This is a genomic window from Allobranchiibius sp. GilTou38 (assembly GCF_017565325.1).
Taxonomy (GTDB): domain Bacteria; phylum Actinomycetota; class Actinomycetes; order Actinomycetales; family Dermatophilaceae; genus Allobranchiibius; species Allobranchiibius huperziae.
Window position 1 is genome coordinate 58,212 of sequence record NZ_JAGEKN010000004.1, and the last position, 17,938, is coordinate 76,149.

The 17,938-nt window shown below is 71.0% G+C and carries 22 protein-coding genes and 2 tRNA genes; 9 read left to right on the forward strand and 15 right to left on the reverse strand.

What is annotated here, in order from left to right:
- Nucleotides 1-4: 4 nt before the first annotated feature.
- Nucleotides 5-1,138 (reverse strand): D-alanine--D-alanine ligase family protein, encoded by a 1,134-nt coding sequence (locus tag JOB34_RS02115; RefSeq protein WP_208051185.1) that lies wholly within the window; start codon nucleotides 1,136-1,138, stop codon nucleotides 5-7.
- A gap of 65 nt (nucleotides 1,139-1,203) precedes the next feature.
- On the opposite strand from JOB34_RS02115, the gene JOB34_RS02120 reads away from it, so the two are divergent.
- The gene (locus JOB34_RS02120; RefSeq protein WP_208051186.1) at nucleotides 1,204-2,271 is read left to right on the forward strand and encodes a PLP-dependent aspartate aminotransferase family protein; all 1,068 of its coding nucleotides are present in this window, start codon (nucleotides 1,204-1,206) and stop codon (nucleotides 2,269-2,271) included.
- A 9-nt stretch (nucleotides 2,272-2,280) separates the two neighbouring features.
- On the opposite strand, the gene JOB34_RS02125 is transcribed toward JOB34_RS02120, so the two are convergent.
- A complete protein-coding gene (locus tag JOB34_RS02125) occupies nucleotides 2,281-3,282 on the reverse strand; it encodes an NAD(P)H-dependent glycerol-3-phosphate dehydrogenase (RefSeq protein ID WP_179479670.1) in 1,002 nt (333 codons plus the stop codon).
- On the reverse strand, nucleotides 3,279-4,019 hold the full coding sequence (locus JOB34_RS02130; RefSeq protein ID WP_208051187.1) for a lysophospholipid acyltransferase family protein: 741 nt from the start codon (nucleotides 4,017-4,019) through the stop codon (nucleotides 3,279-3,281). Before JOB34_RS02130 ends, JOB34_RS02125 begins: the two co-directional genes overlap by 4 nt.
- 93 nt (nucleotides 4,020-4,112) lie before the next feature.
- Between JOB34_RS02130 and cofC the strand changes: the two genes are divergently transcribed.
- Together cofC and JOB34_RS02140 are read left to right on the forward strand one after the other, a co-directional pair.
- Nucleotides 4,113-4,769 (forward strand): 2-phospho-L-lactate guanylyltransferase, encoded by a 657-nt coding sequence (cofC, locus tag JOB34_RS02135; RefSeq protein WP_208051188.1) that lies wholly within the window; start codon nucleotides 4,113-4,115, stop codon nucleotides 4,767-4,769.
- Nucleotides 4,770-4,774: 5 nt separating this feature from the next.
- Entirely contained in the window at nucleotides 4,775-4,987 is a 213-nt protein-coding gene (locus JOB34_RS02140; protein ID WP_179479664.1) for a hypothetical protein, read from the forward strand.
- Between the two features lie 33 nt (nucleotides 4,988-5,020).
- On the opposite strand, the gene JOB34_RS02145 is transcribed toward JOB34_RS02140, so the two are convergent.
- The 3 genes from JOB34_RS02145 to leuC form a co-directional block, all read right to left on the reverse strand.
- On the reverse strand, nucleotides 5,021-5,554 hold the full coding sequence (locus tag JOB34_RS02145; RefSeq protein WP_208051189.1) for an HU family DNA-binding protein: 534 nt from the start codon (nucleotides 5,552-5,554) through the stop codon (nucleotides 5,021-5,023).
- Between the two features lie 283 nt (nucleotides 5,555-5,837).
- A complete protein-coding gene (leuD, locus tag JOB34_RS02150; protein ID WP_208051190.1) occupies nucleotides 5,838-6,434 on the reverse strand; it encodes a 3-isopropylmalate dehydratase small subunit in 597 nt (198 codons plus the stop codon).
- 13 nt (nucleotides 6,435-6,447) lie between these two features.
- Nucleotides 6,448-7,854, reverse strand: coding sequence for a 3-isopropylmalate dehydratase large subunit (leuC, locus tag JOB34_RS02155; protein ID WP_208051191.1), 1,407 nt, complete (start codon nucleotides 7,852-7,854; stop codon nucleotides 6,448-6,450).
- Nucleotides 7,855-7,954: 100 nt separating this feature from the next.
- On the opposite strand from leuC, the gene JOB34_RS02160 reads away from it, so the two are divergent.
- Nucleotides 7,955-8,710: an IclR family transcriptional regulator gene (locus tag JOB34_RS02160; RefSeq protein ID WP_179479656.1), complete on the forward strand. Its 756-nt coding sequence runs from the start codon at nucleotides 7,955-7,957 to the stop codon at nucleotides 8,708-8,710.
- Here the strand turns inward: JOB34_RS02160 and JOB34_RS02165 are convergent, their stop codons facing one another.
- Nucleotides 8,711-9,217, reverse strand: coding sequence for a DUF4188 domain-containing protein (locus tag JOB34_RS02165; RefSeq protein ID WP_208051192.1), 507 nt, complete (start codon nucleotides 9,215-9,217; stop codon nucleotides 8,711-8,713).
- A 79-nt stretch (nucleotides 9,218-9,296) separates the two neighbouring features.
- Here JOB34_RS02165 and JOB34_RS02170 point away from each other — a divergent pair, with 79 nt between their 5' ends.
- Nucleotides 9,297-9,932: a MerR family transcriptional regulator gene (locus JOB34_RS02170; protein ID WP_208051193.1), complete on the forward strand. Its 636-nt coding sequence runs from the start codon at nucleotides 9,297-9,299 to the stop codon at nucleotides 9,930-9,932.
- A gap of 12 nt (nucleotides 9,933-9,944) precedes the next feature.
- Here the strand turns inward: JOB34_RS02170 and JOB34_RS02175 are convergent, their stop codons facing one another.
- Complete coding sequence (locus JOB34_RS02175) at nucleotides 9,945-10,316, reverse strand: cupin domain-containing protein (protein ID WP_208051194.1); 372 nt, start codon at nucleotides 10,314-10,316, stop codon at nucleotides 9,945-9,947.
- Nucleotides 10,317-10,410: 94 nt separating this feature from the next.
- Here JOB34_RS02175 and JOB34_RS02180 point away from each other — a divergent pair, with 94 nt between their 5' ends.
- Nucleotides 10,411-10,854 carry a MarR family winged helix-turn-helix transcriptional regulator gene (locus JOB34_RS02180; protein ID WP_208051195.1) on the forward strand — a complete coding sequence of 148 codons (444 nt, stop codon included), beginning with the start codon at nucleotides 10,411-10,413 and terminating at the stop codon, nucleotides 10,852-10,854.
- 71 nt (nucleotides 10,855-10,925) lie between these two features.
- On the opposite strand, the gene JOB34_RS02185 is transcribed toward JOB34_RS02180, so the two are convergent.
- The 6 genes from JOB34_RS02185 to clpS all read right to left on the reverse strand — a co-directional run bounded on the left by JOB34_RS02185 (nucleotide 10,926) and on the right by clpS (nucleotide 14,095).
- A tRNA-Glu gene (locus JOB34_RS02185) sits at nucleotides 10,926-10,998 on the reverse strand.
- A gap of 1 nt (nucleotide 10,999) precedes the next feature.
- Nucleotides 11,000-11,071, reverse strand: a tRNA-Gln gene (locus JOB34_RS02190).
- A gap of 130 nt (nucleotides 11,072-11,201) precedes the next feature.
- Nucleotides 11,202-11,606 (reverse strand): DUF3224 domain-containing protein, encoded by a 405-nt coding sequence (locus tag JOB34_RS02195; RefSeq protein WP_208051196.1) that lies wholly within the window; start codon nucleotides 11,604-11,606, stop codon nucleotides 11,202-11,204.
- Between the two features lie 26 nt (nucleotides 11,607-11,632).
- Complete coding sequence (gene gltX, locus JOB34_RS02200; protein WP_208051197.1) at nucleotides 11,633-13,156, reverse strand: glutamate--tRNA ligase; 1,524 nt, start codon at nucleotides 13,154-13,156, stop codon at nucleotides 11,633-11,635.
- Nucleotides 13,157-13,195: 39 nt separating this feature from the next.
- Nucleotides 13,196-13,786 (reverse strand): DUF2017 domain-containing protein, encoded by a 591-nt coding sequence (locus tag JOB34_RS02205; protein WP_208051198.1) that lies wholly within the window; start codon nucleotides 13,784-13,786, stop codon nucleotides 13,196-13,198.
- On the reverse strand, nucleotides 13,787-14,095 hold the full coding sequence (clpS, locus tag JOB34_RS02210; protein ID WP_208051199.1) for an ATP-dependent Clp protease adapter ClpS: 309 nt from the start codon (nucleotides 14,093-14,095) through the stop codon (nucleotides 13,787-13,789). It abuts the gene before it with no gap.
- 72 nt (nucleotides 14,096-14,167) lie between these two features.
- Between clpS and JOB34_RS02215 the strand changes: the two genes are divergently transcribed.
- Nucleotides 14,168-15,466 (forward strand): nicotinate phosphoribosyltransferase, encoded by a 1,299-nt coding sequence (locus tag JOB34_RS02215; protein ID WP_208051200.1) that lies wholly within the window; start codon nucleotides 14,168-14,170, stop codon nucleotides 15,464-15,466.
- Nucleotides 15,463-16,059: an isochorismatase family protein gene (locus JOB34_RS02220; RefSeq protein WP_208051201.1), complete on the forward strand. Its 597-nt coding sequence runs from the start codon at nucleotides 15,463-15,465 to the stop codon at nucleotides 16,057-16,059. Before JOB34_RS02215 ends, JOB34_RS02220 begins: the two co-directional genes overlap by 4 nt.
- 1 nt (nucleotide 16,060) lies before the next feature.
- Here JOB34_RS02220 and JOB34_RS02225 read toward each other — a convergent pair whose 3' ends face one another.
- Nucleotides 16,061-16,915 (reverse strand): universal stress protein, encoded by an 855-nt coding sequence (locus tag JOB34_RS02225; protein ID WP_208051202.1) that lies wholly within the window; start codon nucleotides 16,913-16,915, stop codon nucleotides 16,061-16,063.
- A gap of 205 nt (nucleotides 16,916-17,120) precedes the next feature.
- Between JOB34_RS02225 and JOB34_RS02230 the strand changes: the two genes are divergently transcribed.
- Complete coding sequence (locus JOB34_RS02230) at nucleotides 17,121-17,924, forward strand: hypothetical protein (protein ID WP_208051203.1); 804 nt, start codon at nucleotides 17,121-17,123, stop codon at nucleotides 17,922-17,924.
- Nucleotides 17,925-17,938 lie beyond the last annotated feature (14 nt).

The following is a 17,938-nucleotide window of genomic DNA, read 5'->3' on the forward strand; positions in this document are numbered from 1 at the left end:
CGGCTCAGCGCAGCCCGACCCGCCGGTCGAGGGCGAGCTCCAACAGCTCGCTGATCAGGCTCGGATAGTCGAGCCCGGCCTGCGCCCACACCACCGGGAACATCGACTGCGGCGTGAATCCCGGCATCGTGTTGATCTCGTTGAGCACCAGGCTGCCGTCCGGGCGGTACCACCAGTCCACCCGCGCGAGACCCTCGCACCCGGCGGCCTCGAACGCCCTGACCGACAGCTCCCGGATCTCATCGCGTACGGCGTCCGGCAGGTTCGCAGGACAGGTCAACCGGGCCGAGCCGTCCAGATACTTGGCCTCGAAGTCGTAGAACTCGTGGCGCCCGTCGGCGACCTCGATCTCGCCGACCTGCGAGGCCCGCGGCGCATCGGACCCGCGGCCCTCGAGCACTCCGCACTCCACCTCGCGTCCCTCGACGGCGGCCTCGACGAGCACCTTCGGGTCGTGCAACCGGGCACTCTCGATGGCGGCCCGCAGATCTGCCGGGTCATCCACGCGTACGACGCCCATGCTCGACCCGGCGCGGGCGGGCTTGACGAACACCGGCCTGCCCAGGGCGCTGGCGGCATCCAGGCAGGCGGCGCTGTCGCGTCGCCAGGCCTTGTCGGTGATCACTGTGTAGGGGCCGATCGGCAGACCGTTGCCCGCGAAGACCACCTTCATGAGGGCCTTGTCCATCATCACGGCGGACGCGGACACACCGCAGCCCACGTAGCGGACGTCGCTCAGCTCCAGCAGGCCCTGCAAGGTGCCGTCCTCGCCGAACGGTCCGTGCAGCAACGGGAACACCACGTCGACCTCGCTGAGCTGACGCGGCGGCGCTCCCGGCTCGAGCACCACCAGGGAGCGCTGGGTGGGATCGGTGGGCAGGGCGACCGCCTGGTCGCCGGACACCTCCGGGGAGCGACCGGCCGTCAGTTGCAGCGGCTCGGGGTCGTCGGCGACGAGCACCCAGCGCCCGTCCTTGCGGATCCCGATCGGCAGGACGTCATAACGGCTGCGGTCGATGCTGCGCAGGACGCTCGCCGCGGTCGCACACGACACCTCGTGCTCGGACGATCGCCCCCCGAAGATCAGAGCTACGACGGGTTTACGCGATTCCGGGCGCTGCGATGGCGAAAGACTCACCCGCGCACGGTAACCGGCCCGCCCTGCATGCGAGGTGCGCCGCACCGGCGTGCCACGCTGGCCCGATGGCTTCCGAACCCGGTGATCTCGCCGCCGCCACCCGCCTCGTCGGCCTCGGCCGCCCGCCGCGCACCCCCGGTGCGGTCATCAACCAGGGGGTGGAGCTGACCTCGACGTACGTCGCGGGCGGCGACGTGGTCTATGCCCGGTCCGGCAACCCGACATGGACGGCGTTCGAGGAGGTGCTCGGATCGCTGGAGGGCGGCCGAGCGCTCGCCTTCGCGAGCGGGATGGCCGCGGTCGCGGCGAGCCTGTCGCTGGTGCCGCACGGCAGCGTCGTGGTCGCTCCGGTCCACGCCTACAACGGCACCGGCTCCCTGCTCGACGAGGCCTCCCAGCAGGGTCGCTTCGAGGTACGCCGGGTCGACAGCGCCGACACGGCGGCCGTCCTGGCGGCCATGCGCGGAGCGCAGCTGGTCTGGCTCGAGTCGCCCACCAACCCGATGCTGGAGGTCGCCGACCTGCCGGCGCTCCTGGCCGGCGCGCGTGAGCAGGGCGCGATCAGCGTCGTCGACAACACGTTCGCCACTCCCCTGCTGCAACAGCCGATCGCGCTCGGCGCAGACGTGGTGATGCACTCGGCGACCAAGTTCATCGCGGGCCACTCCGACGTGTTGCTCGGCGCGACCGTAACGGCCGACGAGGACCTGCAGGCGCGGCTCTTCGGACACCGCGTGCTGCACGGCGCCATCCCGGGACCGTTCGAGACCTGGCTCGCGCTACGCGGGCTGCGCACCCTGCAGGTGCGTCTGGACCGCTCGTGCGCAAACGCCGCCGAGCTCGCCCGGCGGCTCGGGGACCATCCCTCGGTCGGCCGGATGCGCTACCCCGGCTTTGGCGCGATCGTCAGCATCGAGGTCACCGGTGGCGCGGCGGCGGCGAGCCGCGTCGAGGACGCTGTCCGGATCTGGACGCCCGCCACCAGTCTCGGCGGGGTGGAGTCGCTCATCGAACGCCGCCGCCGGATCCCCACCGAGCCGGTGACGGTGCCCCAGGAGCTGTTGCGGCTGTCGGTGGGACTGGAGGACGTCGAGGACCTGTGGCGCGACCTGGACGCCGCCCTGCGCGCCTGACGCGCGTCGCTAGGCCTTCTCGTCCTTGCGGGAGCGGGACATCAGGGACTCCACGACCTCACCCGGCGTCCGCCCCTCGTGCACGACGGCGGCGACGTTCTCCACGATCGGCACGTCGACCTCGACCGAGCGCGCCAGCTCCAGGATCGAGCGGCAGGACTTGACGCCTTCGGCGGTCTGGCGGGTGTGCGCCACGACCTCCTCCAGGCTCTTGCCGGAGCCCAGCTCGAAGCCGAACGTCCGGTTGCGCGACTTCGGCGAGGTGCAGGTGGCGACCAGATCGCCCACGCCCGCGAGCCCGAGGAACGTCGCAGGGTCGGCGGTGAGCGCGGTGCCGAGGCGGGCGGTCTCGGCCAGGCCGCGGGTGAGCAGGCTGGCCATGGTGTTCTCACCCATGCCCATCCCGCTGGCCATCCCGACCGCGAGCGCCACGACGTTCTTGGTCGCCCCGGCGAGCTCGGTGCCCACCACGTCCTTGCCCAGGTAGGGGCGGAAGTAGCGGCTCGCGCACGCCTCGGCCACCCGGGCGCGCATCCGGGCGCTGGTGGAGGCCACGAGCGCGGCCGCGGGCTGCTTGGCGGCGATCTCGAGCGCCAGGTTGGGCCCGGACACCACCACGACGCGGTCGGAGTCGACCCCGCCGGCCTCGCAGATCACCTCGCTCATCCGCATGGTCGTGCCGAGTTCGATGCCCTTCATCAGCGATACGACCGCGGCGTCGCCGGGGATCGCACTGCGCCAGTCCGCGAGGTTGTCGCGCAGGCTCTGCGCGGGGACGGCGATGGCGACGATCTCGGCGCCCTGCATCGCCTCGTGCGCGTCGTCGGTCACCCGGATGCGCTCGGACAGCTTCAGATCGGGCAGGTACGCCGCGTTGACGCGGGTCTCGCGGATCTCCTGCGCCACCTCGGCGCGGCGGGCCCACATGGTGACGTCGTTGCCCGCGTCGGCGAGGACGGCCGAGAACGCCGTACCCCAGCTGCCGCTGCCCAGAACTGTGACCCGACTCATCGCTGACCGCCTCCCCGCACGTTGTCGCGTGGATCGTAGCGATCGCCCGGCACCGGCAGGCCGCGCGCAAGTGAGACCTGCGCGGCGATCGCGTCCATCAGGCGATCGGTGGCCGTCGCGAGGACCTCGCGGTCGACGGGTTCGTCCGCGAGGTCGGCCAGCTGCACCGGCGGTCCTGCGTAGACCTGCACCCTCTTCGGTGGCACCAGGTGCGGCACCTTGTCGTGGTAGGCGCGCATCAGCTGCTGAGTGCCCCAGATCCCGACGGGCACCAGCGGCAGCCCGGTCTCCAGGGCCAGCCGGGCCGCGCCGGTCTTCCCTGTCATCGGCCACATCTGGGGGTCCTTGGTGATGGTGCCCTCGGGCAGCACGCACACGCAGGCACCGTCGCGCAGCGCGACGAGCGCGGCGGCGTACGCGTCGATCGCGCGGCTCGTCTCCCGGTAGACCGGGATCTGGCCGGTGTTCGACATGATCCGGCCGAGCGCCGGGGTCGTGAAGAGGGCGTTCTTGGCGAGGAAGCGCGGCGCGCGGCCCTGGTCCACCAGGAAGTGACCGAGGATGATCGGGTCGACGTACGACACGTGGTTGGGAGCCACGACGAACCCTCCGCTCCCCGGGATGTTGTCCATCCCGCGCCAGTCGGTCCTCGTCACCCCCCGCAGCACGGGCCGCAGGGTGCGCACGATTCCCCGGTAGAGCAGGCTGATGTCGTCGCTCGGGCGTGGATGCCGCACGGTTCTCCTTGTCGTCGCTGGGGTCATTATCCGGGTCGGTCACAACGCACCCTGCCCGACGCGCGGTCGCACCCGGTCTGACACGATTCGCCGATGACCGCAGCAGGGAGTTCCGCCTGGCGGATGGTCGTGCCCGTCAAGGAGCGCTCCGCAGCCAAGAGCAGGCTGCGCGCGCCCGACGGCGTCGCGCGCGACGAGCTCGCGGCGGCGTTCGCCCTGGACACGCTCACCGCCGTCTACGACGTGGTGCCGGCCGACCGGGTGTTCGTGGTCACCGACGACGACCAGGTCGCAGGGTTCGTCCGGGCACGCGACGGCGTCGTCGTTCCCGACCCGGGCCGCGGGCTCAACCCGGCCATCGCCGCCGGCCTCGCCGCCGCCACCCCCGACGGCCTGGCACCCACTCAGATCTGCGCGCCGGGAGCGGTCCTGCTGGGCGATCTGCCGGCGCTGACCCCGGACGAGCTGTACGCCGGGCTGCGGGCCTGCGCGGTCTCGGAGTCCAGCGTGGTCCCGGACCGGGACGGGACGGGCACCGTGCTGCTGACCCACCACGACCTGCGCCGGATTGTGCCGCGCTTCGGCACGGGCTCGGCCGCCCGGCATGCTCGGGTGGCGCGGAGGCTGACGCCGGATCTGCCACGGCTTCGCACCGACGTGGACACCGACACCGCGCTCGCACAGGCGGTCTCGCTGGGCGTCGGCGCGCATACGGCACGCGTGCTGGGCGTGTGCGCGTCGGTAGTCTGAGCCGCGTGCAGGCCAGCGTCCACACCTTCGACTTCGACACCGCGCGCGGTTCGGTGATCACCGACAACGGCCGGGTGCTGCCGTTCGACGAGCGCGTATTCGCCGCCTCGCGGCTGCGCCACCTGCGCCCGGGTCAGCGGGTGAGCATCGAGGTCGGCGCCGGTGAGATCACCCGGCTGTGGATCGTCGGGATCGGCCCCGGCCAACGCATCGGCTGACCGGGGTCGCCCCTCGAGGAGCGCGACTCAGGCTCAGCGCTTGGCGGTCCGCTTGGTCGTCGTCGTCGTCTTCTTGGCGGCGGTGCTCGTCTTCTTGGCGGGCGTGGCCTTCTTCGCAGCGGTGGACTTCGCGGCCGTCTTCGTGGCGCTCGCCTTGGTCGTGCTCGCCTTCGCCGTGCTCGCCTTCGCCGTGCTCTTCTTGGCCGTGGACTTCTTCGCGGCGGTCTTGGTCGCCGTCCCGGCGGTGCCCGCGGCGGCCCGTCCGCCGGCGTTCCCGGTCTTCGGGATCGACTTCGGGTCGGCGACACCGGTCTTGAACGCCGCGCCCGGCTTGAACTTGGGCACCGACGTGCGCTTGATGCGCACCGTCTCTCCCGTACGTGGGTTGCGACCGGTGCGCGCGGCGCGGCTGATCTTCTCGAAGGTGCCGAAGCCGGTGATACCGACCTTCCGGCCCGCAGCAACCTCACGGATGATGATGTCGAAGACGCCCTCCACGGCATCGCTGGCGGCCCTCTTGCTGCCCAGCCGGGTCTCCAGGCTCGAAACGAGCTCAGCTTTGTTCACGTCTGCCCCTCCAGGGAATCCGCCCGGCTGATCACCGATCCGGGCACGGCGGCCGGACGTCGTCGTACGACCACCTCTGACGGTAGGACTGCGCGAGCCGTCGAGCAAGCGTTTCCGGGTTCAATCCGCCCGATTCGCAACGGGATTGGTGCAACGGCAGTCACGGCCATCGCTTGCGGGATTCACCGGGCCCCTGGCGTGATCGGCTACTTACACGCGAAAAGACCTGCACCACAACGCAATTCAGTCACGCGTCACGCAACAGCGATTCGCGACAGGGCAATCAACCGGCGGGCTGGACCCGCGGCTTCCACGAAGGGCGCTGCTGCTCGAATTCGTCGACGGCGTCAGCGTGTCGCAACGTGAGGCTGATGTCGTCCAGCCCCTCGAGCAGACGCCAGCGGATGTAGTCGTCCACCTCGAAGCCGAAGACGTGCTCACGCACCGTCACCGTGCGCTCCTGCAGGTCGACCGTGATCTGCAGCCCGGGCTCGTTGTCGAGCAGCTTCCAGATCAGTTCGATGTCCTGCTGCTGCAGCTGGGCGGTCAGGAGACCCGACTTGCCGGAGTTGCCGCGGAAGATGTCCGCGAACCGCGACGAGAGCACCACCCGGAACCCGTAGTCCATCAGCGCCCACACCGCGTGCTCGCGCGAGGACCCGGTGCCGAAGTCCGGCCCGGCCACGAGCACCGAGCCCTGCGCGTACACCGGGTTGTTGAGCACGAACGCGTCGTCGCCGCGCCATGCGGAGAAGAGGCCGTCCTCGAAGCCGGTGCGTGTGACCCGCTTCAGGTAGACCGCGGGGATGATCTGGTCGGTGTCGACGTTGCTGCGGCGCAGCGGGACGCCGATGCCGGTGTGTCGCACGAATGCATCCATGACGGAACCCTTCTCAGACGGAGGCGGTGGTCAGGTCGGCAGGGCTGGACAGCGTGCCGCGCACGGCGGTCGCGGCGGCCACCAGCGGGCTCACCAGATGGGTGCGCCCGCCCTTGCCCTGCCGGCCCTCGAAGTTTCGGTTCGAGGTGGAGGCCGCGCGCTCGCCGACGGAGAGCTGGTCGGGGTTCATGCCGAGGCACATCGAGCAGCCGGCGAGCCGCCACTCGGCGCCGGCGTCGACGAACACCTTGTCCAGTCCTTCGGATTCGGCCTGCAGGCGCACTCTCGCCGAACCGGGCACGACGAGCATCCGCACCCCGTCGGCGACTCGACGCCCCTTGATGACACCGGCGGCGGCGCGCAGATCCTCGATCCGGCCGTTGGTGCACGAGCCGAGGAAGACCGTCTGCACCTCGATGTCGCGTAGCGCGGTGCCGGGCGTGAGACCCATGTACTCCAGCGCCCGCTCGGCGGCAACGCGGTCGCCTTCGTCGAGGATCTGCTCGGGGTCCGGCACGGCGGCCGACAGCGGCAGCCCCTGCCCGGGGTTGGTGCCCCAGGTGACGAACGGTGCCAGTTCGTCCGCGTCCAGATCGACCACGGCGTCGAACGTGGCGTCGTCGTCGGTGACCAGCCCGCGCCAGGCGGCGACGGCGTCGTCCCAGTCGGCGCCCTGCGGTGCGTAGTCGCGCCCCTGCAGGTAGTCGAAGGTGGTCTGATCGGGGGCGATCATGCCGGCGCGCGCGCCGGCCTCGATCGACATGTTGCAGATGGTCATCCGGGCTTCCATCGACAGCGCGCGGATGGCCGACCCGCGGTACTCCAGGACGTAGCCCTGCCCACCGCCGGTGCCGATCTTGGCGATGACCGCCAGGATGACGTCCTTCGCGGTCACCCCGGGCCGCAGCGTGCCCTCGACGTTGATCGCCATCGTGCGGAACGGCTTCAGCGGCAACGTCTGGGTGGCGAGCACGTGCTCGACCTCGCTGGTGCCGATCCCGAGCGCGAGCGCGCCGAACGCCCCGTGCGTCGACGTGTGGCTGTCGCCGCACACGATCGTCATGCCCGGCTGGGTCAGGCCCAGCTGCGGGCCGATGATGTGCACGATCCCTTGCTCGGCGTCACCCATCGGGAAGAGGCGTACCCCGAACTCCTCACAGTTGCGCCGCAGCGTCTGCACCTGGGTGAGGCTGACCGGGTCCACGATGGGTCCGGGCGTGGTGGGGACGTTGTGGTCCTCGGTCGCGACGGTGAGATCGGTACGCCGTACCCCTCGACTCTCGAGTCGTAGACCGTCGAAGGCCTGGGGGCTGGTCACCTCGTGCAGGAGGTGCAGATCGATGTAGAGCAGGTCCGGTTCGCCCTGCGCGCTGCGCACGACGTGCTGCTGCCATACCTTCTCGGCCAGGGTGTCTCCCACGGCGTCCTCCCTCGTTCGTGCTGCTGCGATGTGAGCAGCGTCTCGCCACCTCTGGTGCGGCGAGCTTGCGTCTCGCTTGCTGAGACGCCAATATCAGTGCATGGACGACTCTAGCGGCGTCGGCGTTCTGGACAAGGCGGCGATCGTGCTCGCGGCCCTCGAGGCCGGGCCCTGCACCCTCGCGCAGCTCGTGGCACACACCGGGCTCGCCCGGCCTACGGCGCACCGCCTCGCGGTCGCGCTCGAACATCATCGACTGGTCACCCGCGACCTGCAGGGCCGTTTCGTGCTCGGTCCGCGCCTCGGCGAGCTCGCCTCGGCGGCCGGCGAGGACCGGCTGCTGGCAGCCGCCGGCCCCGTGCTCGGTGCGCTCCGCGACCACACGAGCGAGAGCGCCCAGCTCTTCCGCCGCCAGGGCGACCAGCGCATCTGCGTCGCGGCCGCGGACCGGCCGGTCGGGCTGCGTGACTCCATCCCCGTGGGGTCGACGCTGTCCATGCACGCGGGCTCGGCCGCGCAGGTGCTGCTCGCCTGGGAGGAGCCGGACCGGTTGCATCGCGGCCTGCAGGGCGCGCGCTTCACGGCCACCATGCTGTCCGCCGTACGCCGGCGCGGCTGGTCCCAGAGCGTGGGCGAGCGCGAGCAGGGAGTCGCGTCGGTGTCCGCGCCGGTGCGCAGTCCCTCCGGACGCGTCATCGCGGCGGTGTCGATCTCCGGCCCCATCGAGCGCGTGTCCCGCCAGCCGGGGCGCCTGCACGCCGCCACGGTGGTGGCCGGTGCCAACAAGCTCACCGAGGTGCTCGCGCGGGCGCACGCCCAGCAGGGTGGCGCCCGGCGCACCGAGCAACCCGCCTGATCAGCGCGCGAGGGACGCGGCCAGCCGCTCCTTCGCGGTGCGCCCCTTGCGAGAGGCGGGCACGACGCCGGTGGCGCGCGCCAGCCCGTACGGCGGCATGTCGCCGTAGAGACTCTCGTGCGAGCCTGCCGGGACCGCGAACGTCTCGTGCCAGATACCGACCGCACCCTCCGCGGAGCGTGCCCGGGCGTAGTAGGCCTTCCAGGCCGGGCGGTGCGCCATCGACTCCGCGCCCGCGTAGGCGTAGATGTCCGCCACGCTGCGCCAGTACTGCACGACCGTCGGCCCGCGCACCCCGGCCAGCGTGCGCGCGTCGTAGAAACCGAGCCACTCCTCCTGCCCGGCCTCGGCGCGCGCCTTGTTCGCGTAGAGCTCGGTGAGCATCCTCGGCATGGCCCTCACCACCGGGAGCCAGGCGTCCGGGCGGTGGATCTTGTTGATCCGCATGCCGATGAGGAAGACCGCGATATCGCCGTCGTGTTCGTGGGTGGTCAACTGAGGTGCCATACCTGCTCCTCGAGAGTTAATGGATAGTGCGACTCACCAATATTGGAGACTGCTACTATCCAATGTCAAGGAGGGTGGCATGAAGATCTCTGAACTCGCCCGACGGACCGATGTCCCGGTCCCGACGCTGAAGTTCTACCTGCGCGACGGTCTGCTGCACGCCGGGCAGCCGCTGAACCGCACCCAGGCCAGCTACGACGAGTCGCACGTCGAGCGCACGCGCCTCGTGAGGGCACTGACCGAATCCGCGGGACTGGACCTGGCAGCGGTTCGGGCGGTCCTCACGGTGTTGGAGCAGCGCCCCGCGGACTGGACGGAGTTCCTCGGCGAGGTGCAGCTCGCGTCGAACCCTCCCGGCGCATCGGACCAGCGCACCGACGACACGACCGATACGTGGATCCAGCAGGTGCACGAGCTGCTGGCGGAGCTCGGCTGGCAGGTCGACCCGCACAGCCCGCTCATCCCCCGCCTCGCCGCACAACTGCGGGCCGCGGACGGCAGCGGCGTACGACGACTGCCGGACACTCTGTCGCAATGGGCCGAGGCCGCACGGCTCGCCGCCCGGGCCGACCTGGCCACGGTGCCGAACGACCCGGTCGGCGCGCTGCGTCAGGTCGTCGTCGGCACGGCACTCATCGATCCGGTGTTGGCGACCCTGCGCCGCCTGGCCCAGCAGCACGAGGCCGTCACATCGCTCGGCGCGGCGCCCACCTGAGGCCGTCGCCGCTCACTGCGCCCACGGAGGCGCCATGCTCGACCCGTCCGGCAGCATCGCGTGGAGTCCCACGGTCGTCGTGACCCATGCCGTCGCGCCGACCGGGCCGGTGTCGACGCGCAACGTCGAGCGGGCGGGCACAAGGGCCACCGAACCCGTTTGCAGCGTGGACGATTCGCCATCGAGAGTGACGATCAGCTGTCCGGCCAGCACCAGGATGACCTCCTCGTTGCTCGGCCGGTGGGCGACGCCGGTCAGACCCGGCGGCACGTCGAGCTTCCACGCGCACAGGTGGGCGCTGCCCGAGTCCGTGCGGACGAACGAGCTGAAGGTACTGCCGTGCACGCTGTGAACGTCTGCGTCGGCGGGGGTGAAGGTGGGCATCGGGGCTCCTCGGAGAGAAAAAGACAAGTGAGTTGACTATCTGATCCCTCGCTCGATTAGTCAAGCCACTTGTCTTCTATGCCATCCTCTGCCCATGACGACGACTGACTGGGAGATCGCGACAGCGACTCTGCGCATCACCACGCAGCTGGTGGACGGCATCCAGGAGGGGCTCGCAGCGCGGGGGTTCGACGACGTACGACCGGCCCACGGATTCGCGTTCGCGACCCTCTCGCGAACCCCCACGAACCAGGCCGGCATCGCCGCTGCTCTCAACATCTCCAAACAGGCGGCCGCGCAGCTCGTCGAGCACCTGGTGGGCGCCGGCTACGTGAGCCGGCGTGCGGATCCGGCCGATGGACGATCGCAGTTGCTGCGGCTGACAGCGCGCGGGCGCGCGTGCACGCGGGCGGCCGAGGAGTCCGCCGCGCAGGTGGTGGCGGGCTGGCGCGACGCGCTGTCGCCCGAGGCGTATGCCGGGTTCGCGGCCGCGGTTCGAGCGGTGGCCGAACCGGGAGGCCTGCGGCCCGCATGGTGACAGCGCGGTGACCCCGGACGGCAGAAGAGCGGCCCCCAGCATGCTGGGAACCGCTCTTCTCGCTACTCACGTAGCCCCGACGGGATTCGAACCCGCGCTACCGCCTTGAGAGGGCGGCGTGCTAGGCCGCTACACAACGGGGCCGCTGGGGTACCAGGACTCGAACCTAGACTAACTGGACCAGAACCAGTCGTGCTGCCAATTACACCATACCCCATGGGGGTATCACGCCCGCCAGAGTCCGAGGACCTGCCGTGTACGTGAACCGAGGAGAAACCTTACTGCCTGGGGCATCTCGACCCAAATCGAGACGGTTTCAGCGCGGGACCCCCCGGCCTCGCGACGGCTCACTCGGGCAGCGCGTACTTCAGTTCGTAGCGGTGCCGACCGGCGTCGTCCTGGGTGATCGTGAGGGTGCCGGCGATGCCGACCAGATCGTCCAGGCCCGTGCCGGGGACGATCTCGATCTGCTGGCGCAGGTCGCCGGCATCCATGATCCCGAAGTGCTGCAGCGCGAATCCGCCCTGCAGGCCGCCCAGGCGCGCGCGCACCATCTCGATCACTACGTACCCGGCGCACCCGGTCGCCGGGTCGCCCGCACCGAGCATCTGACCGCGCGAGGTGCCCGCCAGGTCGCCTGCGAAGGTCTTCTCGAACGTCCACCGGCCGACGCCCGGGGTATCGTCGCCCTCCCCCGGCGTCATCGCGATCTCGAAGGATCCGCTCGCCGTCCGGTGTGATGCATCTCCCATCCGGGCAGCGTAGGCCCGCCCGGAGCTCAGAGCGAGGCGCGCAGGCGCTTCAGCCGGGCGAGCACCGAGGCCTTGCCGAGGATCTCCATCGACTCGAAGAGCGGCGGAGAGATGCGCTGGCCGGAGATCGCCGTGCGCAGCGGTCCGAAGGCGAGCTTCGGCTTGACCCCCAGCCCCTCGACGATGGCTGCCCGCAGAGCCGCCTCGATGCGGTCGTGGGTCCACTCGACGCCGCTGCCGTCGGGCAGGCCCACCGAGCCGCTGATCGGCTCCAGCGCGGCGACGGCGGCGTCCAGGACCTCGGCCGCACCCTCCTTGAGCTGAGCGCGGGCGTCGTCCGCGATCGGCAGGTCGTCGTCGGCGACGTAGAACGGCGCCACGAGCGGGGTGGCGTCCTTCAGCAGCACGATGCGGGTCTGCACCAGCTCGGCCACGCGCTGCAGCCGGCCGAGCTCGGGCAGCGTCGGGCTGCCGGAGAGCACTCCGTCGCGCTGCAGGAAGGGCAGCAGCCGGGCGGCGAAGTCGTCGGTGCCCAGCTCACGCAGGTAGTGGCCGTTGAGCCAGTTCAGCTTCTCCAGGTTGAAGACCGAACCCGCCTTGTTGATCTTCGACCAGGCGAAACCGTCGGAGAACTCCTGGAAGCTGAAGACCTCGCGCTCGGTGCCGTCAGCCTCCAGGATCGGCGGGTAGCCCAGCAGCGCAAGGAAGTTGACCAGGGCCTCGGGCAGGTAGCCCTCGTCGCGGAACCATGTGAGCTTCGCCCACGGGCTCTTGCGCTTGGAGATCTTGGCCTTCTTCTCATCGCGCAGCAGCGGCATGTGCGCGAACGCCGGCGGCGTGAGCCCGAGCCACGTGTAGAGCAGCAGGTGCTTGGGGGTGCTGGAGATCCACTCCTGGCCCCGGACGACGTGGCTGATGCCCATCTCGTGGTCGTCGACCACCACGGCGAGGTGGTAGGTCGGGAAACCGTCGGCCTTGACGATCACCTGGTCGTCCGGACGCGGCGCACTCGTGTGCCCCATCACCAGGTCCTCCCACGAAAGTTGGACATCGTCCGGGATGAACATCCGCACGACGGGAGTCTCGGTGAAGCCGGGCAGCTGCGCGCGCTCCTCGCGGGTCTTGCCGTGGCACATCCGGTCGTAGCCGGTGGGCTGCTTGGTCTTCTGCTGCATCTCCCGCATCGCGGACAACCGCTCCGGCGAGCACCAGCACAGGTAGGCGTGCCCGTCGGCCAGCAGCCGCTCGGCGTACGGGCGGTAGGTCTCCAGGCGCTCGGACTGCCGGTAGGGCGCGTACGGGCCGCCGATGTCCGGCCCCTCGTCCCAGGTGAGACCGAGCCAGTGCAGGGTGTCGTAGAGCTGCTGCTCGCTGTCCTCCTGGAAGCGCGCGCGGTCGGTGTCCTCGACCCGCAGGATGAACTTCCCGCCCTGCTGACGGGCGAAGGCGAGGTCGAACATCGCCATGTACGCCGTGCCGACGTGTGGATCCCCGGTCGGTGAGGGCGCGACGCGCAGCCGGACGGGGGACGAGGAGGGAGTGGCAGTCATGGTGGCCACCGATCCTAGTAGCGCCGCACGCGGTGGTCCTCAGCCCGTGAGCGTGAGCGCCAGCGACTCCTGCATCCAGGTGAGGAAGTCGTAGTAGGCCGCGAGCAGTTGCCGCTCGCCGTCGTTGCCGGTGCCGTGTCGTCCGAGGTCGAGCCCCTCCTGCAGCCGCTCGGCGTCCTCGTCCGTCCGCAGGTCGAGCCGCTCCCCCAGCATCAGCCGCACGTCGCCCACGGCGATCATCAGGGCCTGCGCCTGCCGCTGGTCCAGCTCGACCCGCGAGCCGCCCTCGAAGGACAGGGCGTGAATCGCGGTCGACAGGTTGGCGGCCTTGGCGCGGCGGATGTCGTGCTCGGCGAGCGCCCGGAAATCCTGTGCCAGGGCGTCGTCGTCCCGACTCGCCTGCGGCAGCAGCCGGCGCAGCGCCGGGTCGCGGGCGTCGACCTCGCGCGCCGACGCGGGCTCACGGCCCAGGCTGTCGAGCAGGTCGCGGATGGGGTCGCCGGTGGCCGGTTCCTCGTCCAGGGCGATCAGCTCGCGCACCTGCGAGAGCAACGACACGACGACCTCGCGCTCCTCCTGATCGAACTTGCCGACGTACCGGGCGCCCTTGCGGCGGAAGGCCTCTGCCATCTACTCGTCCTTCTGCAGGGTCGCCCACAGGCCGTAGGTGTGCATCGCCTCGGTGTCGGACTCCATCTGCTCGCGGGGGCCGGTGGACACCACGGCCCGGCCCTCCTCGTGCACGGCGATCATCAGCTGGTTCGCCTTCGCCTCCGAATACCCGAAGTGCGTCCGGAAGACCCAGGAGACGTAGGACATCAGGTTGACCGGATCGTTCCAGACAATGGTCACCCAGGGACGGTCGAGCCCGGCCCGCAGATCCGCCTCGAGGCCCGGATCGACGTCCGGCAGGGCGTGCTCGGGAGGGGCCACGGACATGGCCCCAGGGTAGGCGCAGGCGAAGTTCCACTCCGAACCACCGACGGCGGCACACCCCTAGACTCGGCGACTGTGACCGGATCGACAGCACTGCTGACCGACCACTACGAGCTGACGATGGTGCAGGCGGCCCTCGCGAGCGGCGCCGCGCACCGGCGCAGCGTCTTCGAGGTCTTCGCGCGCCGGTTGCCCGACGGGCGCAGGTACGGCGTGGTCGCCGGGACGGGCCGCCTGCTCGACGCCCTCGCCGACTTCCGCTTCGGCGAGGAGCAGATCGAGTCGCTGCGCGAACGTCGGGTCGTGGACGAGCCGACCCTGGACTGGCTGGCCGGCTACCGGTTCTCCGGCACCATCACCGGCTACGCCGAGGGCGAGATCCAGTTCCCCGGATCGCCGGTGCTGGTGGTCGAGGCGAGCTTCGCCGAGGGAGTGATCCTGGAGACCATCGCGCTCTCGATCCTCAATCACGACAGTGCGATCGCGGCTGCGGCGTCTCGGATGACCGGCGCCGCGGGTGAGCGGCCCTGCATCGAGATGGGCTCGCGGCGCACCCACGAGGAGGCGGCCGTGGCCGCCGCGCGGGCGGCGTATATCGCGGGCTTCTCCACCACCTCCAACCTGGCGGCAGGGCAGCGGTACGGCGTGCCGACGGCGGGGACGGCCGCGCACGCGTTCACCCTGCTGCACGACACTGAACGGGCGGCCTTCGACGCGCAGGTCGCGAGCCTGGGCTCCGACACCACGCTGCTGGTCGACACCTACGACATCCCCGAGGGCGTGCGGAACGCCGTGGCCGCGGCCGGGACCGGTCTCGGCGCGGTCCGCATCGACTCCGGCGACCTGGTCGTCGGCGCGCACGCGGTGCGGGAGCAGCTGGACGCGCTGGGGGCACGAGACACCCGGATCGTGGTGACCTCCGATCTGGACGAGTTCGCGATCGCCACCCTGCGGGCCGCCCCGGTCGACATGTACGGCGTCGGCACCAGCCTGGTCACCGGCTCGGGAGCGCCCACGGCCGGCATGGTCTACAAACTGGTCGCGCACGAGGACGAGCACGGCGAGCTGATCGGGGTGGCGAAGAAGTCCAAGGACAAGGCGTCGGTCGCCGGGCGCAAGTACGCCATGCGCCGGATGTCACCGGACGGGGTGGCGCAGGCCGAGGTCATCGGGCTGGGCGAACGGCCGAGCAACGACGGCGACGACCGTCCGCTCATGGTCGATCTGGTCTTGGACGGCGAGCGGGTCTACAAGGACGACCTGGACACCGCGAGAGACCGGCACGCGGCCTCCCGTGCACAGCTGCCGCCCGCGGCCACTCAGCTGTCCCGCGGAGAGCCCGTCATCCCCACGATCTACGAGGACCACGCGTGAGCGTCCCGGCTGCCCCGGAGGCGCGGCGCGCCCTCATCGTCGTCGACGTGCAGAACGACTTCTGCGAGGGAGGCTCCCTGGCGGTGACCGGCGGTGGGGCCGTGGCCGCCCGCATCGCCGCGTGGATCGCGGCTCACGCGGACGGCTACGCGGCCGTCGTCGCCACCGCCGACTGGCACATCAACCCCGGTGCGCACTGGTCGAGCGACCCTGATTTCAGCGCATCCTGGCCGGTGCACTGCGAGGTCGGCACCGGCGGCGCCGACTTCCACCCGGCCTTCCGGGCCGCGCTGGGATCGGTCGATGCGACGTTCCGCAAGGGCGAACACCATGCTGCGTACAGCGGATTCGAGGGTGTCGACGACACCGGGACGCCTCTGGCGGACTGGTTGCGGCAGCGCGACATCACCGCCGTCGACGTATGCGGCCTGGCGACGGACTACTGCGTGCGGGCCACGGCGCTCGACGCCGCCCGGGAGGGCCTGCAGACGACGGTGCTGCGCGATCTTGCGGCCGGCGTCGCCCCCGAGAGCACCGGCGCGGCGTACGACGAGTTCGCAGCGGCGGGCATCCGGACCGCGGCGACCCGCTGAATCAGCGCACGATCGTCAGGGAGCAGGCGGCGTGGCCGAGCAGGTCCCGGGAGACCCGACCGAGCCGCAGCCCCTCGAAGCCCCCCGAACCGCGGGCACCCACCACGACCAGGTCACTGGAGCGGGAGCACATCGTGAGGACCTTGCTCGGGTTGGCCCGGTCCACCTGCACCTGCACCTTCACGTCGGCGTGCGCCCGTCGCTGCGGCTCGATCCACTCCTGCACCCGATCCTCGACCTGACGGGAGTACGCGGCCCAGTCCGCCTTGCGCAGATGCGGGTCGTCGGCGTCCTGGGGCTGCCAGGCGTGCACCGCGAGGACCTCTGCGCCCGTGCGACCGGCCTCGTCCACCGCCCAGGCCAGAGCTCTGCGCGCGTCCTCGGAGGGGTCCAGCCCGACGGTGATCCGGCCGAACGGGTCGTCCGGCGCTCCGCGCACGATCGTCACCGGCACCGATGCGTGGCTCGCGACCTGCGTGGCCGTCTGCCCCACCGAGGCCAGCCCGAGTTGGGAATCGCCGTGCGCACCGAGGACGACCAGATCCGCCGCGAGGCTCGCACGGACGAGGGCCTTGGCCGGGTAGTCGTCGGACTGGGCCGTCGTCAGCGCCACCGTGTCGTGCGCCGCGTGGACGTGCGCCGCCAGCCGCGCCAGCAGGCGCTCCCCGGAGGTGCGGATCGCGTCGGCATCGGTATCCATCCCGAACGCGAAACCGGACTGGTCCGGGCTGAAACCGTGCAGCAGACGCAGACTCCCCTGCCGGGCCGCGGCGGACCTGGCCGCCCACTCCACGGCCGTGGTGGAGGCGTGCGAGGAGTCGACACCCGCCACGATCCGATACTGGTTGTCGTCCACGGTGGGACCTCCGTCGCAGCGCACATCATCGTGACGGCCGCTCGCGGAGGTGGCCGCCGGCGGACCCGCTGCCCGCTCGGCCTCGACGCTAGGAGCGCCGACTGAAGCTGTCCTGTACGGCATCGGAGAACCACCTGAATGCTAGTCCCGCCTCTTGCGCCGGTCGGAGTACCAGCGCGTACCCAGGCGGCATACGGTTAGTCCCATGTCCGCAGTGCTACCCCCGGAGCCGCTCTTCGCAGGCCTCTTCGACGACGCTTCGGCCCTAGTGGGCGCGACCCTGCAGGAGACGTTGGAAAGTCGCGCCCGACGAGTCGGCACACCGGAGGCGACCTACGTCGGGTCGTTGCTCCTGCCGCCGCGGATGGTGCGCCCCGCCCTCGCGACCAAGGGCGCGCTGCGGATCGCGATCGTCGCCGGCCTGACCGACGACATCGACCAGTTCATCGAGACCGCCGAGCTCGTCAGCGCGCATCGCCGCCACGAGCTCGTCGGGCTGCACGTGCCCTACTCCCCCATGTGGCGTGAGGCGCTCAACCTGCTGGTGCCCGTGGTCGTGCGGCTGCCCGCGGGCGGCGCCGGGCTGGACGCCCTCGATGAGTTCAGCGGGAGCGGCCCGATGATCCGGGCGGGCATCCGCAGCGGGGGTGAGCACGCGGCCGGCAGCGCGGAGCTCGCGGCGTTCGTCCGCGGGTGCGCCCTGCGCTCCGTGGCATTCCAACTCGCGGGCGGCCTCGGAGGTGCGATCACCGGGGAGACCGGTCGGCACGGGCCGGGCATGCTCAACATGCTGCTGGCCACCAAACTCGCGCTGCGTGAGCGCAGCGTGGAGGACCTGACCGCGGTGCTGCGGCAGGACGACCGCGAGCTGGTGCTGACCCACATCCGGGGCATCACCGAGGACAAGGCGCTGCAGATCCGGCGGCTCTTCCGTTCGGTCAGCTACGCCGACGTGCGCACGGCCGTGCAGGACCTGAGCTCCCAAGCGCTCACCGCCGCAGCGAGCTGACGGGGCCGCAGGTG

Coding starts and splice junctions, on each gene's coding strand:
- JOB34_RS02175 (WP_208051194.1), bottom strand. CDS start 10,316: ATGCCCACCTTCACCCCCGCCGACGCAGACGTTCACAGCGTGCACGGC.
- JOB34_RS02180 (WP_208051195.1), top strand. CDS start 10,411: ATGACGACGACTGACTGGGAGATCGCGACAGCGACTCTGCGCATCACC.
- JOB34_RS02170 (WP_208051193.1), top strand. CDS start 9,297: ATGAAGATCTCTGAACTCGCCCGACGGACCGATGTCCCGGTCCCGACG.
- JOB34_RS02165 (WP_208051192.1), bottom strand. CDS start 9,217: ATGGCACCTCAGTTGACCACCCACGAACACGACGGCGATATCGCGGTC.
- JOB34_RS02195 (WP_208051196.1), bottom strand. CDS start 11,606: ATGGGAGATGCATCACACCGGACGGCGAGCGGATCCTTCGAGATCGCG.
- JOB34_RS02120 (WP_208051186.1), top strand. CDS start 1,204: ATGGCTTCCGAACCCGGTGATCTCGCCGCCGCCACCCGCCTCGTCGGC.
- JOB34_RS02205 (WP_208051198.1), bottom strand. CDS start 13,786: ATGGCAGAGGCCTTCCGCCGCAAGGGCGCCCGGTACGTCGGCAAGTTC.
- JOB34_RS02125 (WP_179479670.1), bottom strand. CDS start 3,282: ATGAGTCGGGTCACAGTTCTGGGCAGCGGCAGCTGGGGTACGGCGTTC.
- clpS (WP_208051199.1), bottom strand. CDS start 14,095: ATGTCCGTGGCCCCTCCCGAGCACGCCCTGCCGGACGTCGATCCGGGC.
- cofC (WP_208051188.1), top strand. CDS start 4,113: ATGACCGCAGCAGGGAGTTCCGCCTGGCGGATGGTCGTGCCCGTCAAG.
- JOB34_RS02160 (WP_179479656.1), top strand. CDS start 7,955: ATGGACGACTCTAGCGGCGTCGGCGTTCTGGACAAGGCGGCGATCGTG.
- JOB34_RS02230 (WP_208051203.1), top strand. CDS start 17,121: ATGTCCGCAGTGCTACCCCCGGAGCCGCTCTTCGCAGGCCTCTTCGAC.
- leuD (WP_208051190.1), bottom strand. CDS start 6,434: ATGGATGCATTCGTGCGACACACCGGCATCGGCGTCCCGCTGCGCCGC.
- gltX (WP_208051197.1), bottom strand. CDS start 13,156: ATGACTGCCACTCCCTCCTCGTCCCCCGTCCGGCTGCGCGTCGCGCCC.